At 75.8% G+C, this 25,201-nt stretch carries 21 protein-coding genes and 3 riboswitches; of the genes, 18 read left to right on the forward strand and 3 right to left on the reverse strand.

Features of this window, described 5'->3' with window-relative positions; genetic code table 11:
* The first annotated feature begins 150 nt into the window (after positions 1 to 150).
* Positions 151 to 330, forward strand: a riboswitch (cobalamin riboswitch).
* A gap of 203 nt (positions 331 to 533) precedes the next feature.
* From AB0O91_RS38245 to AB0O91_RS38300, 12 genes are all read left to right on the forward strand, one after another.
* The gene (locus AB0O91_RS38245) at positions 534 to 2,033 is read left to right on the forward strand and encodes a CoA-acylating methylmalonate-semialdehyde dehydrogenase (protein ID WP_363443276.1); all 1,500 of its coding nucleotides are present in this window, start codon (positions 534 to 536) and stop codon (positions 2,031 to 2,033) included.
* Entirely contained in the window at positions 2,030 to 3,184 is a 1,155-nt protein-coding gene (locus tag AB0O91_RS38250) for an acyl-CoA dehydrogenase family protein (protein ID WP_363443278.1), read from the forward strand. The genes AB0O91_RS38245 and AB0O91_RS38250 overlap by 4 nt, the downstream gene beginning before the upstream one ends.
* Positions 3,184 to 4,257, forward strand: a complete 1,074-nt coding sequence (locus AB0O91_RS38255) for an enoyl-CoA hydratase/isomerase family protein (RefSeq protein WP_363443280.1) — start codon at positions 3,184 to 3,186, stop codon at positions 4,255 to 4,257. Before AB0O91_RS38250 ends, AB0O91_RS38255 begins: the two co-directional genes overlap by 1 nt.
* On the forward strand, positions 4,254 to 5,141 hold the full coding sequence (gene mmsB, locus AB0O91_RS38260) for a 3-hydroxyisobutyrate dehydrogenase (protein ID WP_363443282.1): 888 nt from the start codon (positions 4,254 to 4,256) through the stop codon (positions 5,139 to 5,141). Before AB0O91_RS38255 ends, mmsB begins: the two co-directional genes overlap by 4 nt.
* Positions 5,138 to 5,914 carry an enoyl-CoA hydratase gene (locus AB0O91_RS38265; protein ID WP_363443284.1) on the forward strand — a complete coding sequence of 259 codons (777 nt, stop codon included), beginning with the start codon at positions 5,138 to 5,140 and terminating at the stop codon, positions 5,912 to 5,914. The genes mmsB and AB0O91_RS38265 overlap by 4 nt, the downstream gene beginning before the upstream one ends.
* A 225-nt stretch (positions 5,915 to 6,139) precedes the next feature.
* Positions 6,140 to 7,570, forward strand: coding sequence for an alkaline phosphatase family protein (locus tag AB0O91_RS38270; RefSeq protein WP_363443286.1), 1,431 nt, complete (start codon positions 6,140 to 6,142; stop codon positions 7,568 to 7,570).
* 103 nt (positions 7,571 to 7,673) lie between these two features.
* Positions 7,674 to 8,438 carry an adenosylcobinamide amidohydrolase gene (locus tag AB0O91_RS38275; protein WP_363443288.1) on the forward strand — a complete coding sequence of 255 codons (765 nt, stop codon included), beginning with the start codon at positions 7,674 to 7,676 and terminating at the stop codon, positions 8,436 to 8,438.
* 106 nt (positions 8,439 to 8,544) lie between these two features.
* Positions 8,545 to 8,817 carry a hypothetical protein gene (locus tag AB0O91_RS38280; RefSeq protein ID WP_363443290.1) on the forward strand — a complete coding sequence of 91 codons (273 nt, stop codon included), beginning with the start codon at positions 8,545 to 8,547 and terminating at the stop codon, positions 8,815 to 8,817.
* A 231-nt stretch (positions 8,818 to 9,048) separates the two neighbouring features.
* The gene (locus AB0O91_RS38285) at positions 9,049 to 10,305 is read left to right on the forward strand and encodes an FAD-dependent oxidoreductase (RefSeq protein ID WP_363443334.1); all 1,257 of its coding nucleotides are present in this window, start codon (positions 9,049 to 9,051) and stop codon (positions 10,303 to 10,305) included.
* Positions 10,306 to 10,310: 5 nt separating this feature from the next.
* Entirely contained in the window at positions 10,311 to 11,111 is an 801-nt protein-coding gene (locus AB0O91_RS38290; protein WP_363443336.1) for a DUF1365 domain-containing protein, read from the forward strand.
* Entirely contained in the window at positions 11,108 to 12,391 is a 1,284-nt protein-coding gene (locus tag AB0O91_RS38295) for a cyclopropane-fatty-acyl-phospholipid synthase family protein (RefSeq protein ID WP_363443292.1), read from the forward strand. The genes AB0O91_RS38290 and AB0O91_RS38295 overlap by 4 nt, the downstream gene beginning before the upstream one ends.
* The gene (locus AB0O91_RS38300) at positions 12,388 to 13,209 is read left to right on the forward strand and encodes a DUF1295 domain-containing protein (RefSeq protein ID WP_363443294.1); all 822 of its coding nucleotides are present in this window, start codon (positions 12,388 to 12,390) and stop codon (positions 13,207 to 13,209) included. The genes AB0O91_RS38295 and AB0O91_RS38300 overlap by 4 nt, the downstream gene beginning before the upstream one ends.
* Before the next feature lie 95 nt (positions 13,210 to 13,304).
* Here AB0O91_RS38300 and AB0O91_RS38305 read toward each other — a convergent pair whose 3' ends face one another.
* Both AB0O91_RS38305 and AB0O91_RS38310 read right to left on the reverse strand, forming a co-directional pair.
* Entirely contained in the window at positions 13,305 to 14,051 is a 747-nt protein-coding gene (locus tag AB0O91_RS38305; protein ID WP_363443296.1) for an anti-sigma factor, read from the reverse strand.
* Complete coding sequence (locus AB0O91_RS38310) at positions 14,048 to 14,632, reverse strand: sigma-70 family RNA polymerase sigma factor (protein ID WP_363443298.1); 585 nt, start codon at positions 14,630 to 14,632, stop codon at positions 14,048 to 14,050. The genes AB0O91_RS38305 and AB0O91_RS38310 overlap by 4 nt, the downstream gene beginning before the upstream one ends.
* 423 nt (positions 14,633 to 15,055) lie before the next feature.
* Here AB0O91_RS38310 and AB0O91_RS38315 point away from each other — a divergent pair, with 423 nt between their 5' ends.
* Complete coding sequence (locus AB0O91_RS38315) at positions 15,056 to 15,409, forward strand: nuclear transport factor 2 family protein (protein ID WP_363443300.1); 354 nt, start codon at positions 15,056 to 15,058, stop codon at positions 15,407 to 15,409.
* A 33-nt stretch (positions 15,410 to 15,442) separates the two neighbouring features.
* Here the strand turns inward: AB0O91_RS38315 and AB0O91_RS38320 are convergent, their stop codons facing one another.
* Entirely contained in the window at positions 15,443 to 16,861 is a 1,419-nt protein-coding gene (locus AB0O91_RS38320; protein ID WP_363443302.1) for a prenyltransferase/squalene oxidase repeat-containing protein, read from the reverse strand.
* A gap of 126 nt (positions 16,862 to 16,987) precedes the next feature.
* Positions 16,988 to 17,065: riboswitch (cobalamin riboswitch) on the reverse strand.
* A gap of 86 nt (positions 17,066 to 17,151) precedes the next feature.
* Positions 17,152 to 17,306, forward strand: a riboswitch (cobalamin riboswitch).
* Positions 17,307 to 17,410: 104 nt separating this feature from the next.
* On the opposite strand from AB0O91_RS38320, the gene AB0O91_RS38325 reads away from it, so the two are divergent.
* The 5 genes from AB0O91_RS38325 to AB0O91_RS38345 are packed head-to-tail and all read left to right on the forward strand — an operon-like array spanning position 17,411 to position 25,134.
* On the forward strand, positions 17,411 to 20,356 hold the full coding sequence (locus tag AB0O91_RS38325) for a prenyltransferase/squalene oxidase repeat-containing protein (protein ID WP_363443304.1): 2,946 nt from the start codon (positions 17,411 to 17,413) through the stop codon (positions 20,354 to 20,356).
* Positions 20,353 to 21,456 carry a hypothetical protein gene (locus AB0O91_RS38330; protein ID WP_363443306.1) on the forward strand — a complete coding sequence of 368 codons (1,104 nt, stop codon included), beginning with the start codon at positions 20,353 to 20,355 and terminating at the stop codon, positions 21,454 to 21,456. Before AB0O91_RS38325 ends, AB0O91_RS38330 begins: the two co-directional genes overlap by 4 nt.
* A complete protein-coding gene (locus AB0O91_RS38335) occupies positions 21,453 to 22,655 on the forward strand; it encodes a CbiQ family ECF transporter T component (RefSeq protein WP_363443308.1) in 1,203 nt (400 codons plus the stop codon). The genes AB0O91_RS38330 and AB0O91_RS38335 overlap by 4 nt, the downstream gene beginning before the upstream one ends.
* Positions 22,652 to 24,295, forward strand: a complete 1,644-nt coding sequence (locus AB0O91_RS38340; RefSeq protein WP_363443310.1) for an ATP-binding cassette domain-containing protein — start codon at positions 22,652 to 22,654, stop codon at positions 24,293 to 24,295. Before AB0O91_RS38335 ends, AB0O91_RS38340 begins: the two co-directional genes overlap by 4 nt.
* Positions 24,292 to 25,134: an ECF transporter S component gene (locus tag AB0O91_RS38345; RefSeq protein WP_363443312.1), complete on the forward strand. Its 843-nt coding sequence runs from the start codon at positions 24,292 to 24,294 to the stop codon at positions 25,132 to 25,134. Before AB0O91_RS38340 ends, AB0O91_RS38345 begins: the two co-directional genes overlap by 4 nt.
* Positions 25,135 to 25,201: the final 67 nt, after the last annotated feature.

A 25,201-nucleotide genomic window follows, 5' to 3' on the forward strand; every position in this document is an offset into this window, starting at 1 on the left:
GCAGGGTGTCCAGCAGCATATCTGCCTTCACCTGCCCTTGGGGATCGTCGACCGTGAGGACGATGCCCGGACCAGTGGCTTTGACCGTACCGGCCTTCCGCCGTCCCCACCACCGGGTCGGCGGGGACCCTGGACTTACTAGGACGTCCAACTATATTCTCGAGGAGAGGTCCGCGGTGTCAGGGAAGCCGGTGTGAATCCGGCACGGTCCCGCCACTGTGACCGGGGAGTTCGTCCTCATGACGACGGCCACTGGCAGCCAGCCGGGAAGGCCAGGGGGCGGGCGTGGATCCGGGAGTCAGGATACCGGCCGCGGGTGTTCCGTGTTTTCCACGAGGATGGAGACGACACGCATGACTCCGGGCCGCTGTTCCCGCTCCGTTGCCGTGCTTCCGGCCGTCGGGGCCCATCGCCCCTGACTGTCCGTCAACCACCGCCCGCCGCACCGGCGTACGACCGTACGTCCGGCCCCGCGGCGACGGCGGCGGGCGCTCCATTCCTCCTCTCCCCACCCGCGCTGAGAGAAGGAACCGATGGTCCGAGAACTGACCCACTTCGTCGGCGGCAAGCGCGTCGCCGGGACGTCCGGCCGTTTCGGCGACGTCTTCGACCCCAACACCGGCCGGGTGCAGGCCCGGGTGCCGCTGGCCGACCGGGCCGAGGTCGAGGCGGTGATCGCCGACGCCGCCGGGGCCCAGCCCGAGTGGGCGGCCTGGAACCCGCAGAAGCGGGCCCGGGTGCTGCTGCGTTTCCTCCAACTGGTCGACCAGGAGAAGGAGGAGCTGGCCCGGCTGCTCTCCGCCGAGCACGGCAAGACCATCGCCGACGCCCACGGGGACCTCCAGCGCGGCCTGGAGGTCGTGGAGTTCGCCGCCGGGATCCCGCACCTGCTGAAGGGCGAGTTCTCCGACAACGCCGGCACCGGCATCGACGTCTACTCGATGCGCCAGCCGCTCGGCGTGGTCGCCGGCATCACGCCGTTCAACTTCCCGGCGATGATCCCGCTCTGGAAGGCCGCGCCCGCGCTGGCCTGCGGCAACGCCTTCGTCCTCAAGCCCTCCGAGCGCGACCCCTCGGTGCCGCTGCGCCTCGCCGAGCTGTTCCTGGAGGCGGGCCTGCCGCCGGGCGTGCTCAACGTGGTCAACGGCGGCAAGGAGGCCGTGGACACCCTGCTGGAGGACCCGCGGGTGCAGGCGGTCGGCTTCGTCGGCTCCACCCCGATCGCCCAGTACGTGTACGCGACCGCGGCCGCGCACGGCAAGCGGGCGCAGTGTTTCGGCGGCGCCAAGAACCACATGATCGTGATGCCGGACGCCGACCTCGACCAGGCGGCGGACGCCCTGATCGGCGCCGGGTACGGCTCCGCGGGGGAGCGCTGCATGGCGATCTCGGTGGCCGTGCCGGTGGGGGAGGAGACCGCGGACGCCCTGGTGGCCAAGCTGGTCGAGCGGATCCGCGCGCTGAAGGTGGGCCGCTCGGACGACCCGGCGGCCGACTTCGGCCCGCTGGTCGGCGCCGACGCGGTCGAGCGGGTCCGCGGCTACCTGGACATCGGCGTCCAGGAGGGTGCCGAACTGGTCGTGGACGGCCGGGACTTCCGGCTCGACGGGCACGAGGACGGCTACTTCCTCGGCGCCTCGCTGTTCGACCGGGTGACCCCCGGGATGCGGATCCACCGCGAGGAGATCTTCGGCCCGGTGCTCACCGTGGTCCGCGCCGCGGACTACGAGGAGGCGCTGCGGCTGCCCAGCGAGCACGAGTTCGGCAACGGCGTGGCCATCTACACCCGGGACGGCGACACCGCCCGGGACTTCGCCCGCCGGGTGAACACCGGCATGGTCGGGGTCAACGTGCCGATCCCGGTGCCGATCGCCTACCACACCTTCGGCGGCTGGAAGCGCTCCGCCTTCGGCGACCTCAACCAGCACGGGCCGGACTCGATCCGCTTCTACACCCGTACCCGCACCGTCACCTCCCGCTGGCCCTCCGGGGTCAAGGAGGGGGCCAGCTTCACCATGCCGACGATGGGGTGAACACCGTGCACGCAAGCGAACTGACGGAGGACCAGGCGGCGATCGCGGAGGCCGTGCAGGCCTTCGCCGCCGAACACCTGGCCCCGCACGCGGTGGAGTGGGACCAGGCCAAGCACTTCCCGGTGGACGTGCTGCGCAAGGCCGCCGACCTCGGCCTCGCCGGGGTGTACGTCCGCGAGGACGCCGGCGGCTCCGCGCTCTCCCGGCTGGACGGCGTGGTGGCCTTCGAGGCGCTGGCCGTCGGCTGCCCGTCCATCGCCGCCTACCTGTCGATCCACAACATGGTCGGCTGGATGATCGACCGCTACGGCAGTGAGGACCAGCGCCGGCGCTGGCTGCCCGCGCTCTGCACCGCCGAGCACCTGGGCAGCTACTGCCTGACCGAGCCCGGCGCCGGTTCCGACGCCGCCGCGATCGTCACCCGGGCCGTCCGGGACGGCGACCACTGGGTGCTGGACGGCGTCAAGCAGTTCATCTCGGGCGCGGGCGCGGCCCAGGTGTACGTGGTGATGGCGCGCACCGGCGGCTCGGGCCCGGACGGGGTCTCCGCCTTCGTGGTGGAACGGGACGACCCGGGGCTCTCCTTCGGCCCGAACGAGAAGAAGATGGGCTGGAACGCCCAACCGACCCGGCAGGTGGTGCTGGACGGCGTCCGGCTGCCCGCCGACCGGCTGCTCGGCGGCGAGGGCGCGGGCTTCCGGATCGCCATGGCCGGCCTCAACGGCGGCCGGCTCGGCATCGCCGCCTGCTCGCTCGGCGGTGCCCAGGACGCCCTGGACCGGACGACGGCCTACCTCGCCGAGCGCGAGGCGTTCGGCGCGCGGCTGCTGCACGCCCAGGCGCTGCAGTTCCGGCTGGCCGACATGGCCACCGAGCTGGAGGCCGCCCGGGCCCTGGTCTGGCGGGCCGCCGCCGCCCTGGACCGGGGCGACCGACGGGCCCCGCAGCTGTGCGCGATGGCCAAGCGGCACGCCACCGACACCGGCTTCGCGGTCGCCAACGAGGCGCTCCAACTCCACGGCGGCTACGGCTACCTGGCGGAGTACGGCATCGAGAAGATCGTCCGCGACCTGCGGGTGCACCAGATCCTGGAAGGGACCAACGAGATCATGCGCGTCATCGTGGCCCGCGGCCTGATCGGGGCCGCGTGATGACCGGGAACGACCCCGCGGAGGTCCTGGTCCAGCGGGAGGGCCGGGCCGGCCTGATCGTGCTCAACCGCCCCGCCGCCCTGAACGCCCTCACCCACGGCATGGTGCGGCTGATCGCGGACGCCCTGGACGCCTGGGAGCAGGACGACCGGGTCGGGACGGTGGTCGTCACCGGGGCGGGCGACCGCGCCTTCTGCGCGGGCGGCGACATCGTGGCCATCCACCGCGCCGCCACCGGCGGGGACCCGGCCGCCGTCGAGGAGTTCTGGCGCGACGAGTACCGGCTGAACGCCCGGATCGCCCGCTACCCCAAGCCCTACGTCGCCGTGATGAGCGGCATCGTGATGGGCGGCGGGGTCGGCGTCTCGGCCCACGGCAGCGTCCGGGTCGTCACCGGGACCACCCGGATCGCCATGCCGGAGGCGGGCATCGGCTTCGTCCCCGACGTCGGCGGCACCTACCTGCTCGCCCTCGCCCCGGGCGAGCTCGGCACCCATCTCGCCCTCACCGCCGGCTCGGTGGGCGCCGCCGACGCCCTGCTCTGCGGGCTCGCCGACCACTTCGTGCCCGCCGAACGCCTGCCGGCCCTGCTCGACGACCTGGCCGAAGGGCCCGTGCACGACGCCCTGGCACGCCACGTCGCGCCCGCGCCGCCCGGTCTGCTGGACGCCCAGCGCCCCTGGATCGACGCCTGCTACGCGGCCGACACGGTCGAGGAGATCCTCGAACGGCTGCGGGCCTGCGACGAACCGGAGGCGAAGCGGGCCGCCGACCGGATCACCGCCAACTCCCCGAGCGCGGTCAAGGCCGCCCTGGCCGCGCTGCGCCGGGCCCGGGCCCTGGGCCCGCTGGAGGCGGTGCTCGACCAGGAGTACCGGAGCTCCTGCGCGGCCCTGGCCACCGCGGACCTCGCGGAGGGCATCCGGGCCCAGGTGATCGACAAGGACCGCACCCCGAGGTGGCGCCCGGCCACCCTGGGCGAGGTCGGAGCCGCCACCGTGGACCGCTACTTCGCCCCGCTCGGCGAGCGCGAACTCGGGCTCGCCGCCCCGACCCCCCTGGAGCGCTGGTGACCCTCGACATCGGATTCGTCGGACTCGGCAACATGGGCGGCCCGATGGCCGCCAACCTCGTCGCGGCCGGGCACCGGGTGGCCGGCTACGACCTGGTGCCGGCGGCGCTGCGGCAGGCGGCGGAGGCGGGCGTCCGCCCGGCGGAGTCCGCCGCCGACGCCGTCCGCGCGGCGGACGTGGTGATCACCATGCTCCCCGCGGGCCGGCACGTGCTGGCCGCCTACGCGGAGCTGCTGGCCGCGGCCCGCCCGGACACGCTCTTCGTCGACTGCTCCACCATCGACGTCACGGACGCCCGGACGGCCCACGAACTGGCCCGGGCGGCCGGCCACCGCGCGGTGGACGCGCCGGTCTCCGGCGGGGTGGTCGGCGCCACCGCCGGGACCCTCACCTTCATGGTCGGCGCGACCGAGCCGGACTTCGCGGGCGTGCGGCCGGTCCTGGAGGCGATGGGCCGCAAGGTGGTGCACTGCGGCGCGGCCGGCGCCGGGCAGGCCGCGAAGATCTGCAACAACATGATCCTCGGCGTCTCGATGATCGCGGTCAGCGAGGCCTTCGTCCTCGGCGAGAGCCTCGGCCTCAGCCACCAGGCGCTGTTCGACGTCGCCTCCACCGCCTCCGGCCAGTGCTGGGCGCTCACCAGCAACTGTCCCGTCCCCGGCCCGGTGCCGGCCAGCCCGGCCAACCGGGACTACGCGGCGGGGTTCGCCGCCGCCCTGATGGCCAAGGACCTCGGGCTGGCCGCCGGGGCCGCCGAGGCGGCCGGCCTGCCCACCGAACTCGGCCGCCGGGCCGCGCAGTTGTACGCCGACTTCGCCGCTGCCGACGGCGCCGGCCTGGACTTCTCGGCGATCATCACCACCCTCAAGGAGAGCCGCGCGTGAGCGCCTACGAGACGATCCGGGTCGAGCGCAAGGGCCGGGTCGGGCTGATCACCCTCGACCGGCCGAAGGCGCTGAACGCCCTGAACACCCGGCTGATGACCGAAGTCGTCGAGGCGGCGACGGAGTTCGACCGGGACCGGGAGATCGGCTGCCTGCTGGTCACCGGGTCGGAGAAGGCCTTCGCGGCCGGCGCCGACATCAAGGAGATGCAGTCCCTGGAGTTCGTCGACGCCTACCTGGGCGACTGGTTCGGCGCCTGGGACCGCTTCGGCGCGCTGCGCACGCCGGTGGTCGCCGCGGTCGCGGGCTACGCGCTGGGCGGGGGCTGCGAGTTGGCGATGATGTGCGACATCCTGCTGGCGGCGGACACCGCGAAGTTCGGGCAGCCGGAGATCAAGCTCGGGGTGATCCCGGGCATCGGCGGCTCGCAGCGGCTGACCCGGGCGATTGGTAAGGCGAAGGCCATGGACCTCTGCCTGACCGGCCGGATGATGGGCGCCGAGGAGGCCGAGCGGGCGGGCCTGGTCTCCCGGATCGTCCCGGCCGACCAGCTGCTCACCGAGGCGCTGGCCACCGCCGAGACCGTCGCGGCGATGTCCGCCCCGGCGGCCGTCATGCTCAAGGAGAGCGTCGCGCGGGCGTTCGAGACCACGCTCGCCGAGGGCGTCCGCTTCGAACGCCGGCTGTTCCACTCGGTGTTCGCCACGGCGGACCAGAAGGAGGGCATGGCGGCCTTCGCCGAGAAGCGGACGGCGACGTTCGAGCACCGCTGAGGCCCACCGCCGGCACCGGCGACCGGCACCGATCCGACCCGGCACGTCACGGCGTGCCGGGTCGGTGGCGGTTCCGGGATGACCGCGGGTGCTGGCGGGTCCCTGACATTCACGGACTGTTCGTCCGTCACCGTCCCTGCCCGGAACCTCCGGTGGGAAGGCCACCAGCGATCCGGTGCGGTGGCATCCGGCACGCGCACCGGCGCGACGGAGAGGGTGGGACTGATGTCCGGAATGACCCGACGGAGGCTGCTCGGATCGGCGGCCGGCGTGCTGGGAGGGGCGGCGGCGACGAGCCTGCTGCCCGCGAGCGTCCAGCGGGCGGTGGCGGCCGGGGTGCCGAGGACCGGTTCGCTGCGGGACGTCGAGCACGTGGTGCTGCTGATGCAGGAGAATCGTTCCTTCGACCACTACTTCGGCACGTTGTCCGGGGTCCGCGGCTTCGCCGACCCGGACGCGCTGCAACTGGAGAACGGGCGCTCGGTGTTCTACCAGCCCGACAGCGTCAACCCGGACGGCTACCTGCTGCCGTTCCACCTGGACACCAGCAGCACCAGCGCGCAGGCGATCCCGTCCACCAGCCACGCCTGGGCGGTGCAGCACCAGGCCTGGAACGGCGGGAGGATGGACCAGTGGCTGCCCGCGCACCGGGCCGCCGACGGGGTCAACGGCCCGTACGTGATGGGGTACTACACCCGGGACGACATACCCTTCCAGTTCGCCCTCGCCGACGCCTTCACCATCTGCGACAACTACTTCTGCTCGGTCCAGGGGCCGACCTGGCCCAACCGGCTGTACTGGATGACCGGTTCGATCGGCGCCGACGGCGGTCAGGGCGGCCCGATCATCCAGAACTCGGCGCCCCGGCCGCTGACCTGGAAGACCTACGCCGAACAGCTGGAGGCGGCCGGCGTCAGCTGGCAGGTGTACCAGGAGGCCGACAACTACGGCACCAACATGCTCTCGCTCTTCGAGAGCTTCCAGCAGGCCGCGCCCGGCAGTGCGCTGCACCGCCGGGGCATGACCACCCGCCCGGCCGGCACCTTCGAGGAGGACGCGCGCAACGACCGGCTGCCCGCCGTCTCCTGGATCCTGCCGACCAGCTACCAGTCCGAGCACCCGGACTACCTGCCCGCCGCCGGCGCCGACTACGTGGCCGCCAAGATCGAGGCGGTCGCGTCGAACCCCAAGGTGTGGGCCAAGACGGTGTTCATCCTCAACTACGACGAGAACGACGGCCTGTTCGACCACGTGCCGCCGCCGGTGCCCCCGGCCGGGACCCCGGGCGAGTTCGTCGACGGGCTGCCAATCGGCGGCGGCTTCCGGGTGCCGTGCCTGATCGTCTCGCCCTGGACGGTGGGCGGCTGGGTCGCGGGCGAGGCCTTCGACCACACCTCGGTGCTGCGGTTCCTGGAGCGGTTCACCGGAGTCCGGTCGGCGACCATCACGGACTGGCGCCGCCGCACCTTCGGCGACCTGACCTCGGCCTTCCAGTTCGACGCCGGCCGGCACCGGGCCCCGGCGCTGCCGCCGACCGCGGACCAGCTCGACCTGGCCCGGTACGAGGTGGCGAACTACCCGGCGCCCGACATCTCCGGCACCGGGCAGCAGTTGCCCGACCAGGAGCCCGGCAGCCGGCCGCACCTGCCGCGGTAGCGGTCGCCCACCGGCCGGACGCCCCCCTCGTGGGCGTCCGGGCCGCCCGGTGACCGGCCCGGACCGGGCGCGCGGTAGCGTGCCCGGTCGAGGGAGGTCGGTCGTGGACGGATGGCAGGGCGGCCCGGTCCGGGTGGGCCGGGCCGCGCGGGTCGAGGACGGCGCCTGCCGCCACCTGCTGGTGTGGCGGGCCGGGCCGGGCTGGCGGATGGTCAGCAGCGCGGTGCTCGGCGGCGGGCTCGGCGAGCGGGCCTGGGTGCTCAACGCCCAGGTCCGGCCGGGCTACGCGCGGATGGACCCGGCCGAGCACCTGGCCGAGCTGGCCGCCGCCGAGGGGCTGACCGGCCCGGGCGTCGGCCTGATGACCGCCGCCGAGGTGGACGACTGCACCCGGGCCGAGGACGGGGGCGTGACCGCCGTGGTGACCAGTGGGATCGGCGTCCCGGTCTGGGCGGCCGACCCCGCCGCCCGGCCCGCCGACCACCGCCCCGGCACGATCAACATCCTGGCGGTGGTGCCGGCCCCGGTCGCCGACGCCGGACTGGTCAACCTGCTGGCGACCGCCACCGAGGCCAAGGTCCAGGCACTGCTGGACGCCGGGTACGACTGCTCCGGCACCCCCTCCGACGCGGTCTGCGTGGCCGTCCGCAGCGACGGCGGCGCGCCGGACCCGTTCGGCGGCCCGCGTTCGCTCTGGGGCGCCCGGCTGGCCCGGGCGGTGTACCGGGCGGTGCGCGCCGGCGCCGAACACGACCGCGCGCGCCGCGCCCTGGGAGCGCCGCTCCCGCACCCGGCGCCGGGCCCGTCCTGCCCGCTTCCGGACGTGCCGGCCCGCCGGTCGCCGGTGACGTCGGCGCGCGGCGGCTGAGCCCGCCGGCGGCCCCCGCCCGGCGGACCGGCGGGCGCACCGGGGCGAAACGCTGCACAAGCGGCGCGACTGGGCCCGGGGGTGCGAAACGCCGCACCGTGGGGGCGTGACGTCGCCAACGAGGCCCGAGGCCACCCCCGGACGCGTCGACCGGTCGGAGCCGGACACCGGAGGCCCGGCGCCGCTGGGGCGGCGCTCGGCCCGCGGCGACGAGGCGTCGTTCGAGGCGCCGTACCGCGTGCTTCCCGGGCCGGTGCGCGACGCCGCGCCGCGCGTCCCGCGCAGCTCCGGGCACGCCGGGGGGATCACCCGGGAGGTCCTCCTGGAGGCGTGGCGGACGCCCGCCGCCGACCGGGCCCACCGGTCGGTCCGGGGCTGAGCGGCGGACCGTCCCGCCCGGCCCGTCGGGTCAGGACGTCGACACCGGAACCCCCGGATCCGCGAAAACGGACCAAGCCGGGGCGCCGCCGGCTCCGAACACCCTGTGCAACGACGATGCGGGCCGCGGCGCGGCCCGCCGGGAGGGGCCTTCGTGACCACGTTCGACACCGTCTCCAGCAGTCCCGCCACCGACCCGGGCGGCGGCGGCGGGCGGCCGCGCCGGGTCGCGGTGGTGGGCTCCGGCGTCGCCGGGCTCACCGCGGCCCACGAGCTGACCCGGGCCGGGGTGGAGACCGAGCTGTTCGAGGCCGACGGGCGGCTCGGCGGCCACGCCCACACCCAGGACGTCACCGGCCCGGACGGTCGGTCGGTGGGCCTGGACACCGGCTTCCTGGTCCACAACGAGCGGACCTACCCGCACCTGGTGCGGCTCTTCGCCGAGCTCGGCATCCGCACCCGGGACAGCGAGATGAGCATGTCCGTGCGGTGCGAGGGCTGCGGGCTCGAGTACGCCGGGGCCCGCGGCCCGTCGGGGCTCTTCGCCCGGCCCGACGCCCTGGTCCGCGGCCGGTACCTGCGGATGCTCGCCGAGGTGCCCCGGTTCCACCGGCTGGCCCGCCGGCTGCTCGCCGAACCCGCGGCGGGGGACCCGAGCCTGCGGGAGTTCCTCGCCGCCGAGGGCTTCTCGCCCTACTTCGTGAGCCACTTCATGACGCCGGTGGTCTCCGCCGTCTGGTCCTGCGCCCCCGACCTGGCGGGCGACTACCCGGCCCGCTACCTGTTCGCCTTCCTGGAGAACCACGGCATGCTCGCGGTGACCGGCTCGCCGACCTGGCGCACCGTCGTCGGCGGCTCGCGCACCTACGTCGAGAAGATCGCCGGGCGGCTGGCCGCCGTCCACCGGTCCGCCCCCGTCCGGGCGGTGCGCCGCCACCCGGACGGGGTCACCGTGATCACCGCGGACGGGCGTCGCACCTGGGCCGACGCGGTGGTCATCGCCACCCACGCCGACCAGGCCCTGAACCTGCTGGTCGACCCGACCGACGCCGAGCTGCAGGTCCTCGGGGCCTTCGGCTACTCCCGCAACCCGACGGTGCTGCACCGGGACCCGTCCGCGCTGCCCACCGCGCACCGGGCCCGCGGCTCGTGGAACTACCGGATGCCGGACTGCACCGCGCCCTCCGACCGGGTGCGGGTCAGCTACCACCTCAACCGGCTGCTGGGGCTGGACACCGCCGAGGACTACCTGGTCACCCTCAACGAGGACCGGCAGCACCCCGTCCCCGAGGAACTGGTGGTCTCCCGGACGGTCTACGAGCACCCGGTGTACACCGCGCGCACGGTCGCCGCCCAGGCCCGGCTGCCCGAACTCAGCACCGGCCGCACGGCGTTCGCCGGCGCCTACCACGGGTGGGGGTTCCACGAGGACGGCTGCCGCTCCGGCGTCGAGGCGGCGCGCTCCCTGCTGGGGGTGAGCGTGCCGTGACGGCGCTGCCCGGGCCGTGGGGCGCGGTCCTCTACGACACCGTCACCACCCATGTGCGCACCGCGCCCCGCCGACGGACGTTCCGGCACCGGGGCTACCTGTGGCTGGTGGACCCGGACCGCCCGCCGGCCCTGCCGCGGCCGCTGCGGCCCCTGGCCCGCTTCCTGCCGCGCGACCACGGACTCGGCCGGCCCGGTGCGGAACTGACGATCCGTCAGGAACTGGACCGCTACCTCGCCGGCCACGGCGTCCGGCTCGGCGACGGACAGGTGCTGATGCTCACCCAGGCCCGCTCGCTCGGGTACGTGTTCAACCCGCTCACCGTGTACTGGTGCCGGGACGGCGCGGGCCGCCCGCTCTGCACCGTCGCAGAGGTCCACAACACCTACGGGGACCGGCACCGCTACCTGCTGTTCCCCGACGCCGACGGCCGCGCCGAAACCCCCAAGGACTTCCCCGTCTCGCCGTTCTTCCCCGTCGACGGCCGCTACCGGATGGTGCTCCCCGAGCCGCACGGCCGCCTCCGGCTGACGGTCCACCTGGACCGCCCCGGCGGCCGCGCCTTCACCGCCACCGTCCGCGGCACCGGACGGCCCGCCGGCCCTGCGGCCCTGCTGCGCACCGCGCTCGCCCACCCCTTCGCCACCTGGGCCGTCAGCCTGCACATCCGCTACCGGGGCATCCGGCTGTGGCTCGGCGGACTGCCCGTCCACCCCCGCCCGGGCGCCGCCCCGGGCCGGACCGTCCCGACGTCCGTGCCACCCACGACGGACCTGCCACCCACCACAGAGGTGCCCACCCCATGACCACCACGCATCCCCCGACACACCCGGCGCCGGCCGTCGACCCCGGGCGCTGGCCCGACGTCGCCCGGGTGCCGGACGTGCCGCTGCGCGCGGCCGTCGCGGCCCGGCTGCTGCGCCGGGTGGCGGCGCGCCGCGGCCTGCGGGTCGAACTCCCCGGCGGCGGCACCCTGCACCCGGCCCCGCCCGGCGCCCCCGTGCTGCGGCTGCGCCGCCCGCAGGCGTTCCTGCACCGGGTCGGCGAGGGCGGGCTGATCGGCTTCGGCGAGTCCTACCAGGCAGGCGACTGGGACAGCCCCGACCTGGTCGCCCTCCTCACCGAACTCGCCACCGCACCGGAGACGTTGGTGCCGCCCGGCGCACAACGGCTGCGCCGGCTCTACGTCCGGCGCCCGCCGGCGGCGGAGCTGTCCACCGCCGCGAACGCGCGGCGGAACATCCACCGGCACTACGACCTGTCCAACGAGCTGTTCGCCCTGTTCCTCGACCCGACGATGACCTACTCCGCGGCCCTCTTCCCGACCGGCCCCCGCCAGGAACCGCTGGCCGGCTGGGAGGGCCTGCCCGCCGCCCAGCACCACAAGATCGACCGGCTGCTCGACCTGGCCCGGGTCGGCCCCGGCAGCCGGCTGCTGGAGATCGGCACCGGCTGGGGCGAACTCGCCCTGCGCGCCGCCGCCCGCGGCGCGAGCGTCGTCAGCCTGACCCTCTCTGAGGAGCAACTCGCCCTCGCCCGGCGCCGGATCGCCGACGCCGGGCTCGCCGACCGGGCGGAGGTCAGGCTGTGCGACTACCGCTCCGCCGAAGGCCGGTACGACGCCGTGGTCAGCGTCGAGATGATCGAGGCGGTCGGACGGCCCTTCTGGCCCGACTACTTCGCCACCCTGGACCGCGTCCTGGCCCCGGGCGGCCGGGCCGCCCTCCAGGCCATCACCATGCCGCACGAGCGGATGCTGGCGAGCAGCCGCACCTACACCTGGATCCTGAAGTACATCTTCCCCGGCGGCCTGATCCCCTCGCTGCGGGCGATCGACGAGACCGCGGCCCGCCACACCCGGCTGCGGGTGACCCGTGCCGACGCCTTCGGGCCGCACTACGCCGAGACCCTGCGGCTGTGGCGCGAGCGCTTCACCGCACACGCCCCGCAGGTCGCCGCGCTCGGCTTCGACGAGGTCTTCCGACGCACCTGGGAGCTCTACCTCGCCTACTCCGAGGCCGGCTTCCGCACCGGCTACCTGGACGTCCAGCAGGTGCTGCTGACCCGCGAGGAGGCGGTGGCGTGAACACCGCCGCCTTCGCCCAGGGCCTCCCGGTCACCGCCGCGGTCGCGCTGGCCGTGCTGCTCGCCGCGTTCGCCGTCGGGGTGCGCACCGGGCACCACCGCGGGGTGGACGTCGCCTGGGGGCTCGCGTTCACCGCCGTCGCGGTGGCCGGTCAGGCACTCTCGGCCGGCCACGGCGACCCCGGGCGCCGGCTGCTGGCCACGCTGCTGGTCACCGTCTGGGGCCTGCGGCTGTCCGGGCACATCTGGTGGCGCGGCCGGGGCGCGCCCGAGGACCCGCGGTACGCCCGGATGCTCTCCCGCGCCCCCGAGGGTCCGGCCCGCACCCGGTACGCGCTGCGGAAGGTCTACCTGCTCCAGGCCGCCCTGGTCTGGTTCGTCTCGCTGCCCGTCCAGGCCGCCCAGTACGTGCCGCGGCCGCCCGGCGCGCTCGCCTGGGCGGGCGCCGCGCTGTGGGCCGTCGGGCTGTTCTTCGAGGCGGTGGGGGACGGTCAGCTCGCCCGGTTCAAGGCCGACCCGGCCAACCGGGGCCGGGTGATGGACCGCGGTCTGTGGCGCTACACCCGGCACCCGAACTACTTCGGCGACGCCTGCGTCTGGTGGGGGCTGTTCCTGCTGGCCGCCGACACCCCGCTGGGCTGGGCGTTCGTCGGCAGCCCGCTGCTGATGACCTGGCTGCTCGCCTTCGGCAGCGGAAAGCCGCTGCTGGAACGGGCGTTGGGCGCCGATCGGCCCGGCTGGGCCGAGTACGCCGCCCGTACCAGCGGGTTCCTGCCGCTGCCGCCGCGCTCCCCGGCGGGCCGGAAGGGCCGCGGCTGACGTCCCCGGCCCGGCCCGCCACGCGTCCGGTCGTGCCGGGCCGGGCGGGTGGTGGTGCTCCGGCCGGCGGGGGCGGGCCGGAACACCACCGGCTCTCAGGTGAACGCCAGCAGCATGACCGGTGCGCCGCTGGGCTTCGCCGAGCCCCCGGCGGGCTCCACCGTCACGCCGACGCCCTTCGCCCCGCGCAGCGGCCCGGACAGCAGCAGCGCGCCCTCCCCGGAGGGGAGCAGCCCGGCGGGCCGCATCGTCCCGGCGTCGTCGAACCACAGCTCGTAGGTGGTGCCGGCGGCCGGCACCGGCATGCCGGAGGCGAGGAACGCGGCCCGGCCGCGCTCCTGCGACCACACCACCGTGCCCACCCCGGACCCGCCGGTGGCCGACCCGGTGACGGTGCGGGCGTCGGGGGCCGTCAGCAGAGCGGTGAGCCGGTCCGACTCCTGCTGGACGGCGGCGGCGCGGTCGCGCGCCCGCTCCGCCTGCCCGTGCTGCTGCACCGCCAGGGCTCCGGCGCCGGTCGCGACGGCCAGGCAGGCGGCGAGCGCGAACTTCGTCCAGGCGCCCGCGCGTCGGCCGGGGCGGGCCGATCCGGGCCCGGCGGCGGTGCGCGGGGCCTCTTGCCGCACCCCGGGCAGCGCGGCCATCACCCGGACCTTGAGGGCCTCGGGCGGGACGACGGCCCCGGCGCTGCCGAGCCGCGCCAGGGTCGCGGCGAACCCGGCCACCTCCTGGGCGCAGGCCGGGCAGTCGGCCAGGTGGAGCTCGAACGCGGCGCTCTCCTCGGGATCGAGGGCGTGGGCGGCGTAGGCACCGGTCAGGGTGTGCGGGTCGACGGCGCTCATGCGCCCACCCCCAGGCAGTCGCGCAGGCGGATCAGGGCGTCGCGCATCCGGGTCTTGACCGTGCCCAGCGGGGTGCCGAGGACCTCGGCGACCTGCGGGTAGGTGTAGCCGCGGTAGTAGGCGAGGGTCAGCGACTCCCGCTGGAGCTCGGTGAGCGACTTCAGGCAGCGCCGGACCTGCTCGCGCTCCAGCCGGCCCTCGACCTGTTCGGCGACCTCGTCGAAGACCGGGGTGTGGGAGGCGGCGGCCGAGCGCCGGTCGCGGTCGGCGGCGGCCTGCGCGGACCGGACCCGGTCCACCGCCCGGCGGTGGGCGATGGTCAGCACCCACGGCATTACCTCGCCGCGGTCGGCCCGGTAGCGGGCGGCGGTGCGCCACACCTCCAACAGCACCTCCTGCGCCACCTCCTCGGACTGCGCGGGGTCCCGCAGGACCTGCCGCACCAGCCCCAGCACCGGGCCGGAGACCGTGTCGTACAGCCGGGAGAACGCGTCCTGGTCCCCGCGGGCGACGCGGGCGAGGAGATCGGGCAGGTCCGGTCCCGGCCGCCCGGGGCCGGAGAGGTGGACGGCGGCACTCATCCGGCCGCCCGTTCGGGGTCGGCGGGCGCAGGGCCCGGTCGGCGGACGGCGGGCATGGAGGGCCTCCCCAGGGTCGCGGCGGGGGCGGCGGAAGGCCCCGGCCGCTCGGACAGTACGGAACTCACGCGGGGTCTTCGGAGCGGGGCGGCGCCCGGATTGGTCGCCCCGGGCACCGGTCCGCGGGCCGGTCCGGGTGCCCGGTCCCGTGCGGTTGCCGGGCCGTGACCGCCGTCCGTGCCGCCGTCCGCGGTGCTGCCGGGCCGCCGCCCGGCCGGGTGCCGCCCCGGCGGGTTCACTCCTCCGGGTGATCCGCGGATCCGCACCCGCCGGACGCCGGCGTCCGACCGGGCCCTGACCCGGTGCGGCGACCGGATCGCGGAATCACCGGCGCGGCCGGGGGCGGCTGTCGTAGCGTGCCGGGCCATGGACCACGACTACGCCACCCGCTTCGCCCGGGACTGGGCCGCCGCCTGGAACGCCCACGACCTGGAGCGCATCCTCGCCCACTTCACCGAGGACGTCGTCTTCGCCTCGCCCCGGATCGTCGAGCTGATCGGCGACCCGTCCGGCGAGGTGCGCGGCAAGGAGGCGCTGCGGGTCTACTGGGCGAAGGGACTGAAGCACCTGCCCGACCTGCACTTCACCGTGGAGGACGTCCGGGCCTCGGTCGACACGGTCGTCGTCAACTACCGCAACGAGCGCGGCCGGGCGGTCGCCGAGGTGCTCACCTTCCGCGACGGGCTGGTCTGCCGCGGCCTCGGCGCGTACGGGCCGTGACCCCGGGGGGCACGGCCCGTACGGCCGGTGGCGTCAGCTGCCGTAGCGCAGCGAGACGGTGTCGCCGAGGTTGACCGTGGCGGTGCGGTCGGCGGTGATCGACGCGCCGCCGTCGATCGACAGCAGCCAGCTCGAACCGCCCGCGTTGGCAACGCCGTTGAGCGAGGTGATCGGTCCGGCGACGCCGCTGGCCGGGGTGACGGCGGTGACGCAGCCGGCCGGGCTGGCGGTGGCGGCCGCGTCCAGCACGTCGCCGAGGGTCGCCGTGGTGCCGCTCGGGGTGATGGTGACCGCGCAGGGGCGCGGGTTGCCGGTGCCGTCGTCGACGATCAGGGCGAGCCGGGCGGCGGTGCCCGGGGTGAAGCCGGAGGTGGCCACGAACTGGGGCTCACCGGCCGTGACCGGGGTCGGCGGGGTGGCGGTGAAGCCGCCGCCGGCCACGGCGCGCAGGCCGTCGACCGAGGCGTAGGCGCTGGGCGAGGTGTCGGTGGGCTGGTAGCGGAAGCCGCCGCCGGGGTTGAACTGCTGGGCGATCAGGAAGTCCACCGGGGTCTTCCTGAACGGGGCGGGCGAGGTGAAGTCCGCCCCCTGGGGGTCGAATCCGCAGGCGGTGAGGCCGGAGACGGCCCAGCCGTTGGAGTCGGTGTTCACCCCGTACATCGCGTTGAACGCGCCGGTGGAGCCCATCTTGGCCTTGAGGAAGCCCTTCGCGGCGAGGACGGCGCTGTCGGTGTTGGGCACCCCGCCCACGCACAGCGAGGCCATCGCCGCGCCGGTCATGTCGACGTCGCTGGGCTGGCCGAGCGCGGTCGGGTTGCCCGCGGCCTTGCTGTAGTTCCAGCCGCCGTCGGTGTGCTGGTTGGCGCGCACGACGGCGGTGGAGGCGTCCAGCAGCGGCCGGGGCACCCGCTGGGCGCCGGCCTGGGTGCGGGCGCCGCCGAGGGCGAGCAGGGCGAAGACGGTGCCGTTGAAGTTGGCGGAGGGGCCGAAGTAGCCGGGCTCGGCGGTCTGCCAGTACGCGACGGCGTCGGCGATCAGGTTGCGGCCGGGGCCGACCCGGGCCGGGTCTATGCCCGCGGCGTAGGAGTTGAGGATGCCGCGCTCGTAGTCGGTGACCACCGGGCTGGCGTTGGGCCAGGTCGGGGCGGCCAGCTGGTTGCGGTAGACCAGGCGGGCGTTCTTGGTGGCGTCCCCGCCGGGGGTGACGTCGGCGGCGGCGGTGCCGGCGGCGGCGAGGGCGCTGAACGCCCACTCGTTGGACAGGCCGCTGCCCGCGTAGCCGCCGTCCGCGCCCTGGAGGGAGCGCAGGTAGGCGACGCCGTTGGTGACGGAGGTGGTGATCTGGGCCGGGCTCGCGGTGGCCTGGGCCGGGACGGCGCCGGCGAGCGCGGTGCCGGCGGCGGCCAGGGCGGCCACGGCGGTGGCGAGGCCGCGGTGGAGGGTGCGGGTCATGGAAGGGCTCCTGGGGGGTGAGGGGCCCCGACCGTGCCCGTGCGTCGGCGGCGGGGGTGCCGTCGGCGCGAGGGCGGCCGACGCCCGGATCGCGTGGACGGACTTCCGCGGAACAGTGCGGCCGCCGGGCATCCGGGCTCGCGGGTCGACAGCGCCGCCCCGCACACCGTTGCGCGTCAGCCCCGGATTTGCACCGGGTTCCCCCGCTCGGCCGAGCCGGGACCTTACCGCATCGAGTTCGAACGAGCCGTGATGCAGACGATATGACGAAACGTTGACCCCGGTCGGGCGGCCGTGGTCTGATGAAGCGTTTTTCCTCCAGGGGAGTCAGGGGAAGCCGGTTCGAATCCGGCGCTGTCCCGCAACCGTGTGCCCGGCCCGACGAGTTCTGCGAACCCGTCCCGGCGGGCGAGCCGGAATGCCTGCGCCGTGGAGCACGCACGAGCGTCGTCGAGGACTGCGACGCGGTACGGCACAACCCTGCCCGGGGGAGCCCTGCTGCGCCCCCGTGTCCCCGTCCGGCGCCGCAGTCACAGGGGAGTTCGTTCCGTGCCGGTCCACAGACACCGTCCCACCGCGTGGCGGCGGGGAGCCGCCGTCCCGGCGGCCGCCGCCGCGCTCGCGCTCACCGCGGGCAGCCTGGTCCTGACGGCACTGCCCGGCACCCCCGCCCACGCGGACCCGCTGGACCAGTGCACGGCGACCTCCGGAGCCGTCGTCGCGGTCGACTTCGGCCCCTTCGGCGGCGGCGTGGTGCGCGGCTGCGACGCCCACCCCACCACCGGGATGAACCTGCTGCACACCGCCGGGTTCAGCACCACCGGCACCGTGCACGACGGCCCTGCCTTCATCTGCCGGCTCGGCAACCCGGCCTTCCGCGACGGCACCCAGTACCCCACCCCGGACAAGGAGGCCTGCGTCAACACCCCGCAGGCGACCGGCTACTGGTCGTACTGGATCGCCCCGGTCGGGCAGGACCACTGGTCGTACGCCACGCTCGGCGCGATGTCGCAGCGGCCCGCGCCCGGCGAGGTCGAGGCCTGGGTCTACGGCGGCACCGACGTCGGCGGCACCTCCGGGTCCCCGACCTTCACCCCGGACTCGGTCCGGGCCAAGGGCGGAACGGGCGGCTCGCCGTCGCCGACCTCCTCGCCGTCGCCGACCTCCTCGCCCTCGCCGACCTCCTCGCCGTCGCCGAGTGCGACTCCTACTCCGACACCCACGCAGACGCCGAAGCCCCCCAAGGCCGACCTGCCCGCCGCCGCCCGCTGGCTGGTCGCCCAGCTGACCGGCGGCGACCACGTGGCCGACGCCACGGGGAAGACGCCGGACTACGACGCCACCACGGACACCGCCTTCACCCTCGCGGCGGCCGGCGGGCAGGACGACACCCTGCGCAAGGTCGTCGCCTACCTGGCCGCCCACACCGACCAGTTCGCCTTCCCGGGCGGCCCGAAGGCGGCGCCCGTCCCGCGCGCCGTCGCCCAGCTCGCCCTGGTCGCCGAGGTGACCGGCGGCGACCCGCGCGCCTTCGGCGGCCACGACTTGGTCGCCGCGCTCACCGACCACGTCTGCACCGCCCAGGGCAAGCTCGGCGCCTGCACCGCCGCCGGGGACTTCGAGGGCGTCACCTACCCCGTCAACCAGGCCCTCGCCCTGCTCGCCCTGGCCCGGGCCGGCGCCGCCCTGCCGCCGACCGCCGTCGCCCGGCTGACCTCCGCCCAGTGCGCCGACGGCGGCGTCTCCGCCGTGATGATCGCCCCCGGCGACCACTGCGAGGGCGACCCGAGCACCACCGCCCTGACCGCCCTCACCCTGCGCCGGGCCGGCGCCGCGCCCGACGCCGTCAAGCGCGCCGACGCCTGGACCGCCGCCCAGCAGAAGCCCGACGGCGGGGTCTGGCCGTACTCCTGGGCCGGGGCCGCCGACACCTACACCACCGCGCTGGCCGCCCAGGCCCTGCGCGCCGCCGGCCGCACCGACGCCGACGCGGCCGCCACCGGCTGGGTCGCCGCCCGCCAGGTGCCCTCCGGGGGCTTCACCACCGACCCGGCCGGCACCGACGCCGACCCCGCGGCCACCGGACAGGCGGTGCTCGCCCTGGCCGGCACCGACCTCGCGGCGCTCGACCACGACCTCCACCGCAAGCCCGACCTCGCCAAGGGCTCGACCTACCTCACCGACCGGACCCGGCTGATCGGCGGCCGCTACTACGAGGGCTTCACGGGCTTCGCCGACTTCGGCCTGACCATCGACGGCGCCTTCGCCCTCGCCGCCACCGGCACCGACGACGCGGCGCTGGGCCGGATCGCCGACTTCCTGGACCAGCACGGCAAGGACGGCAACGGCCGGACGGTGGACGACTGGACGTACATCGGCACCGAGTACGCCGGCGGCGGCTCGATCGGCAAGGAGGCGCTGCTCGCCGAGGTGGTCGGCCGCGACCCGCGCGCCTTCGGCGGCCAGGACCTGATCGCCGCGCTCGCCACCGTCACCTGCGCCGCGCCCAGCCAGGCCCCCGACACCTCCTGTGCCGCCCAGGGCAACTACCGCAACGCGACCTCGGTGTTCTCCCAGTCGCTCGGCATCATCGCCCAGCTGCGCGCCGGTGACGCCGCCCACGCGGCCGAGCCGGTGCGCTACCTGACCGGCCTCCAGCACGCCGACGGCTCCTGGCCGAGCCTGATCCCGGCCAAGGGCGACTCCGACGTGGACAGCACCGCGATGGCCGCGATGGCCCTCGACCTGGTCGCCGACGATCCGGCCGCCAAGCAGGCCGTGGACCGCGCGGTCGGCTGGATCGCGGGCAAGCAGCTCGCCGACGGCGGCTTCCCGGGCGCCTCCGGCGACTCGACCAACTCGACCGCCCTGGCCGTCCAGGCGTTCTCGCTGCGGGCCGGGCAGTACGGCCCGGCGATCTCGCGGGCCCGGGACTTCCTGGCCGGGCAGCAGAACGACGACGGCGGCTTCAACGTCGCGGCGGCCGGCCAGCGCGGCTCGGACGTCCGGGCCTCGACCCAGGTGCTGGGCGGGACGGTCGGGACGTCCTTCGGCACGCTGAAGCGGCCGGTGGCGCCCGGCACGCCCCAGCCGACCGGGTCGCCGTCCCCGACGCCGACCCCGACCGACTCCCCGAGCCCGACCCCGACCCCGACGCCGTCGCCGACCTCCACGGCCGGTCCGACCGACACCCCCGCGCCGACCGCGACGACCGGGACGTCCGCTCCGGCGGGCACCTCCGGGCCCGCCGGGACGTCCGCCCCGGGCGTGACCGACGCGCCCCCGGCGGGCGCCGGTGACGCCGGTGACGGCGGTGCCCAGGGCGGGGAGGCCCGGCCGGTGGTGGCCGACCCGGCCGCCCCGAACGGCTCCGACCTGGCCCGGACCGGCAGCGACGCCACCCTCCCCGCGCTGCTCGCCCTCGCCCTGCTGCTGGCCGGCGGCAGCGCCGTCGCCGTCTCCCGCGCCCGCCTCGGCCGGGGACGGCACCGGTGAGCCGCCGGCTCGCGGGCGCCCTCGGCGCGCTGGCGCTGACCGGCAGCGCGCTGCTCGGCACGGCCACCCCGGCCGCCGCCGCGCCACTGCCGCTGGACCAGTGCACGACCACCTCCGGCGTGGTGCTCGCAGTGGACTTCAGCAAGTGGGGCGGTAAGGTGCTGCGCTCCTGCGGCACCACGCCGACCACCGGCTACGAGCTGCTCAACCAGGGCGGCTGGCGCACCACCGGCACCGGCCACGACGGCCCGGCGTTCATCTGCCGGATCGGCTTCAGCGGCAGCGAGGGCGGCAAGCAGTACCCGACGGCCGACCAGGAGAAGTGCGTGCTCACCCCGCCGGCCAGCGCCTACTGGTCGTACTGGCACGCCGACCCGGGGGACACCGACTGGAGCTACAGCCAGCTCGGCGCGATGAGCTACCACCCCAAGCCGGGCAGCGTCGACCTGTGGATCTTCGGTGCGACGAACGACGACCTGACCATCGGTCGGCCGACCATCGCGGTGGACTCCCTGCGGGCGCACAACACCGCCCCGGGCGGCTCGACCACCGGCGGCTCCGGCGGCGGGTCCAACGGCGGTGGCGGCAACGGGGGTTCGGGCAGCGGCACGACCGGCGGCTCCGGCTCCGGCACCGGCGGCTCGACCACCGGCGGCTCGACCAGCGGTGGAACCGGCTCGGGCGGCAGTGGCAGTGGCAGTGGCAGTGGCAGTGGCCGGGGCTCCGGCTCCGCCCCGCAGCCCGGCAGCGGCGCCCGTCCGCCGGCCCCCGGCCGGGCCCCCGCCCCGGGCGGCACGGCCCCGGCCGACGGCACCCAGCCGCCGACCCCGGACGCGCCCGCCTCCGACCAGCCGACCACACCCGGCGCCACCCCCGAGGAGACGCCCTCCCCGACGGCCACGCCCACCGCCACCGACACCCCGTCCGCCACCGCGACCTCGGCGAGCCCGACCACCGCCGTGGTCGACGCCGCCCCCACCGCGGACGCGCCGCACGACTCCGGCTCGGTGCTGCCGCTCGCGATCACCGTGGCGGTCGCCCTCGGCCTCGGCGGGGCCGCCGCGCTGACCGCCCGCCGGCGCCGCCGGAGGGACGGGTGACGGTGACCGCCGCCCCGCCCCGGCGGCCGGCCGACGCCACCGGCATCGGCGGCCGCCGGGCGCCGCGCACCCTGCACCCGGCCGCCTGGTGGCTCTGGGCGCTGGCGCTCGCCACCGCCGCCAGCCGCACCACCAACCCGCTGCTGCTCCTGCTGGTGCTGGCCGTGCTCGGCTACGTCGTCACCGCCCGCCGCACCGACGCGCCGTGGGCCCGGGGCTTCGGCTACTACCTGTGGCTGGCCCTGGTCGTGGTGGCGATCCGGGTGCTCTTCCGCTGCGTCTTCGCGACCGGCGTGACGGCGAGCGACCACGTGATGTTCACCCTGCCGCACATCCCCACCCCGGCCTGGTACGCGGGCATCGAGATCGGCGGCCCGGTCTCGCTGGAGGCGGTGCTCTCCTCGGCCTTCGACGGGCTGCGGCTGGCCTGCCTGATCTGCTGCATCGGCGCGGCCAACACCCTGGCCAACCCCAAGCGCGCGCTGCGGGTGCTGCCCGGCGCGCTGTACGAGCTGGGGGTGGCCGTCACCGTCTCGGTGAGCGTGGCGCCGCAGCTCGTGCAGAGCGTCCAACGGGTCGCCCGGGCACGGCGGTTGCGGGCCGGTGCGGGCAAGGGGGTACGCGCCCTGCGGGGCATCGTGGTCCCGGTGCTGGAGGACGCGCTGGAGCGCTCGCTGAAGCTGGCCGCCGCGATGGACTCGCGCGGCTACGGCCGTTCGGGCACCGCCTCCCGCGGCTCCCGCCGGGCCACCGGCACCCTGATGCTGCTCGGCATGGCCGGGCTCTGCGCGGGGGCGTACGGGCTGCTGGACGGCACCGCGCCCGGCTTCCTCGGCCTGCCCGCCCTGCTGGCCGGCGCCGCGCTGTGCTGCGGCGGCCTGGCGCTCGGCGGCCGCCGGGTGCGCCGCACCAGCTACCGGCCGGACCGCTTCCGCGCCGCCGAGTGGGGGGTGACCGGCTGCGGAGTGCTCGCCGCCGCCACCCTGTTCGGCACCGTCGGCTACGACCCGACCGACCTGGTCCCCTCGCTGCACCCGCTGAGCTGGCCCGCCCTGCCGCCGGTGCCCGCGCTGGCGGTGCTGCTGGCCGGCGCGGCCGGGCTGATCGCCCCGCCGCAGGACCGTCCCGTACCGCCGGTACCTCCGGCACCGCCCGTCGCACCCGTTCAGAAGCACCAGCCTGCCGAGGTTACGCAGTGATCCGTTTCGACCACGTCGGCGTCCGCTACCAGGGCGCCGCCGAACCCGTGCTGCGCGACGTCGACCTGCACGTGCCCGAGGGCGAGCTGTGCCTGGTGGTCGGCCGCACCGGCGTGGGCAAGTCCACCCTGCTCGGCGCCGTCAACGGGCTGGTCCCGCACTTCACCGGCGGCACCCTGCGCGGCCGGGTCACGGTGGCCGGCCGGGACACCGCCGACCACCCGCCGCGCGAACTCGCCGACGTGGTGGGCGTGGTGGGCCAGGACCCGGTGGCGGGCTTCACCACCGACACGGTCGAGGAGGAACTCGCCTACGCGATGGAGCAGTTGGCGATCCCGCCGGACACCATGCGCAAGCGCGTCGAGGAGACCCTCGACCTGCTCGGGCTGGCCGAGCTGCGCCACCGCGCGCTGCACGAGCTCTCCGGCGGGCAGCAGCAGCGGGTCGCCATCGGCTCGGTGCTCACCGCCCACCCGCGGGTCCTGGTGCTGGACGAGCCCACCTCCGCCCTCGACCCGACCGCCGCCGAGGAGGTGCTGGCCGCGATCACCCGGCTGGTGCACGACCTCGGGGTGACCGTCCTGCTGGCCGAGCACCGGCTGGAACGCGTCGTCCAGTACGCCGACCGGGTCGTCCACCTGCCCGGGGACGGCACCGTCGTGCACGGCCCGCCCGCCGAGGTGTTCGCCGGGGCCTCGGTCGCACCGCCGGTGGTCCGCCTCGGCCGACTGGCCGGCTGGCGGCCGCTGCCGCTGTCCGTCCGGGACGCCCGCCGGGCCGCCGCGCCGCTCCGGGAGCGGCTCGCCGACGTGCCCGTTCCCCCGCCGCGCCGGGCAGCGGTGGCGGGGGAACGGGTGCTGGAGGCGCGGAAGGTGGTGGTCCGCTACGGGCCGGTCACCGCCGTCCGGGAGGTCGGCCTGGAGCTGCGGGCCGGCCAGGTCACCGCGCTGATGGGCCGCAACGGCTCCGGCAAGTCCTCGCTGCTCTGGGCCCTCCAGGGCTCCGGTCCGCGCCAGGGCGGCAGCGTCCAGGTCACCGGCCCGGCCCGCGACGGCCGTCCCGGGAAGGGCGGCGACCCCAGGAAGCTCTCCGCCGCCGACGCCCGCCGACTGGTCGGCCTCGTCCCGCAGACCCCCACCGACCTGCTCTACCTGGAGTCCGTCCGGGACGAACTCGCCCAGGCCGACCGGGAGTCCGGCGCCGACGGCCCGGGCGCCCGGGAGATCCTGGACCGGCTGGCCCCCGGCATCCCGGACCGCAGCCACCCCCGGGACCTCTCCGAGGGGCAGAAGCTCGCCCTCGTGCTCGCCGTCCAACTCGCCGCCGCGCCCACGGTGGTGCTGCTCGACGAGCCGACCCGGGGCCTGGACTACGCCGCCAAGGAGGCGCTGGTGCGGATCGTCGACCAGCTCGCCGCCGAGGGGCGCAGCGTGGTGGTCTCCACCCACGACGTGGAGTTCGTCGCGTCGGCGGCGGACCGGGTGGTGGTGCTCGCCGAGGGCGAGGTGGTGGCCGACGGCCCGACCGCCGACGTCGTCACCGCCTCACCGACCTTCGCCCCGCAGACGGCCAAGATCCTGGCGCCGCTGCCCTATCTGACGGTGCGTCAGGTCGATGCGGCGCTGGAGGGGGACCGATGAGCACGGCGACGGCCGTCCGGATCCCGGTCCGCGCCGGGATCGTCGTCACGCTGGCCGGGTTCGTCGGCCTGGTGGCCTTCTGCTGGCCGTTCGTCGTCGCCCCGGGGAAGTTCGGTTCCTCGTACGCCCCGCCGCTGATCTTCGGCGCGCTGCTGGTGCTGGTCGTCGCGGTGGTGGTCGCCGAGATCTCGGCGGGCGGCATCGACGCCAAGGCGCTCGCCATGCTGGGCGTGCTGTCCGCCGTCAACGCCGGGCTGCGGCCGCTCGGCGCGGGCACGGCGGGCATCGAGACGGTGTTCTTCCTGCTCGTCCTCGCCGGGCGGGTGTTCGGCCCGGGCTTCGGCTTCACCCTCGGCTGCACCTCGCTGTTCGCCTCCGCCCTGCTGACCGGCGGGGTCGGCCCCTGGATGCCGTACCAGATGTTCGGCTGCGCCTTCGTCGGCATGCTCGCCGGGCTGCTGCCGAAGGCGCGCGGCAAGTGGGAGATCGCCCTGCTGGCCGGCTACGGCTCGGTCTCCGGCTACCTGTTCGGCTTCCTGCTCAACCTGTCCTTCTGGCCGTTCTCGCTCGACCCGAAGAGCTCCATCGCCTACCTCCCCGGCCTGCCCTTCACCGAGCAGTGGCACCGCTACCTGCTGTTCGACCTGGCCACCTCGCTCGGCTGGGACACCGGCCGCGCCGTCACCACCTTCGTGGCGATCCTGGTCGTCGGCCCCGCCGTGCTGACCGTCTTCCGCCGGGCCGCCCGGCGCGCCAACTTCGAACCCGAGGTGCGGTTCGAGGCGGCGCCGCCGGCCCGGTCGGACCGCCTCGAACCCCCGGCCACGGCCCGCACCTGAGCACCCGGCCCCCGGCCACGGCCCGCACCTGAGCAACCGGCACCTCCGCCCGCTTCGCCCGCCCCGG

Origin of the sequence: Kitasatospora sp. NPDC089797 (assembly GCF_040684795.1) — a bacterium.
GTDB lineage: Bacteria > Actinomycetota > Actinomycetes > Streptomycetales > Streptomycetaceae > Kitasatospora.

Coding starts and splice junctions, on each gene's coding strand:
- AB0O91_RS38245 (WP_363443276.1), top strand. CDS start 534: ATGGTCCGAGAACTGACCCACTTCGTCGGCGGCAAGCGCGTCGCCGGG.
- AB0O91_RS38310 (WP_363443298.1), bottom strand. CDS start 14,632: ATGAGTGCCGCCGTCCACCTCTCCGGCCCCGGGCGGCCGGGACCGGAC.
- AB0O91_RS38255 (WP_363443280.1), top strand. CDS start 3,184: ATGACCGGGAACGACCCCGCGGAGGTCCTGGTCCAGCGGGAGGGCCGG.
- AB0O91_RS38305 (WP_363443296.1), bottom strand. CDS start 14,051: ATGAGCGCCGTCGACCCGCACACCCTGACCGGTGCCTACGCCGCCCAC.
- AB0O91_RS38315 (WP_363443300.1), top strand. CDS start 15,056: ATGGACCACGACTACGCCACCCGCTTCGCCCGGGACTGGGCCGCCGCC.
- AB0O91_RS38345 (WP_363443312.1), top strand. CDS start 24,292: ATGAGCACGGCGACGGCCGTCCGGATCCCGGTCCGCGCCGGGATCGTC.
- AB0O91_RS38320 (WP_363443302.1), bottom strand. CDS start 16,861: ATGACCCGCACCCTCCACCGCGGCCTCGCCACCGCCGTGGCCGCCCTG.
- AB0O91_RS38270 (WP_363443286.1), top strand. CDS start 6,140: ATGTCCGGAATGACCCGACGGAGGCTGCTCGGATCGGCGGCCGGCGTG.
- AB0O91_RS38295 (WP_363443292.1), top strand. CDS start 11,108: ATGACCACCACGCATCCCCCGACACACCCGGCGCCGGCCGTCGACCCC.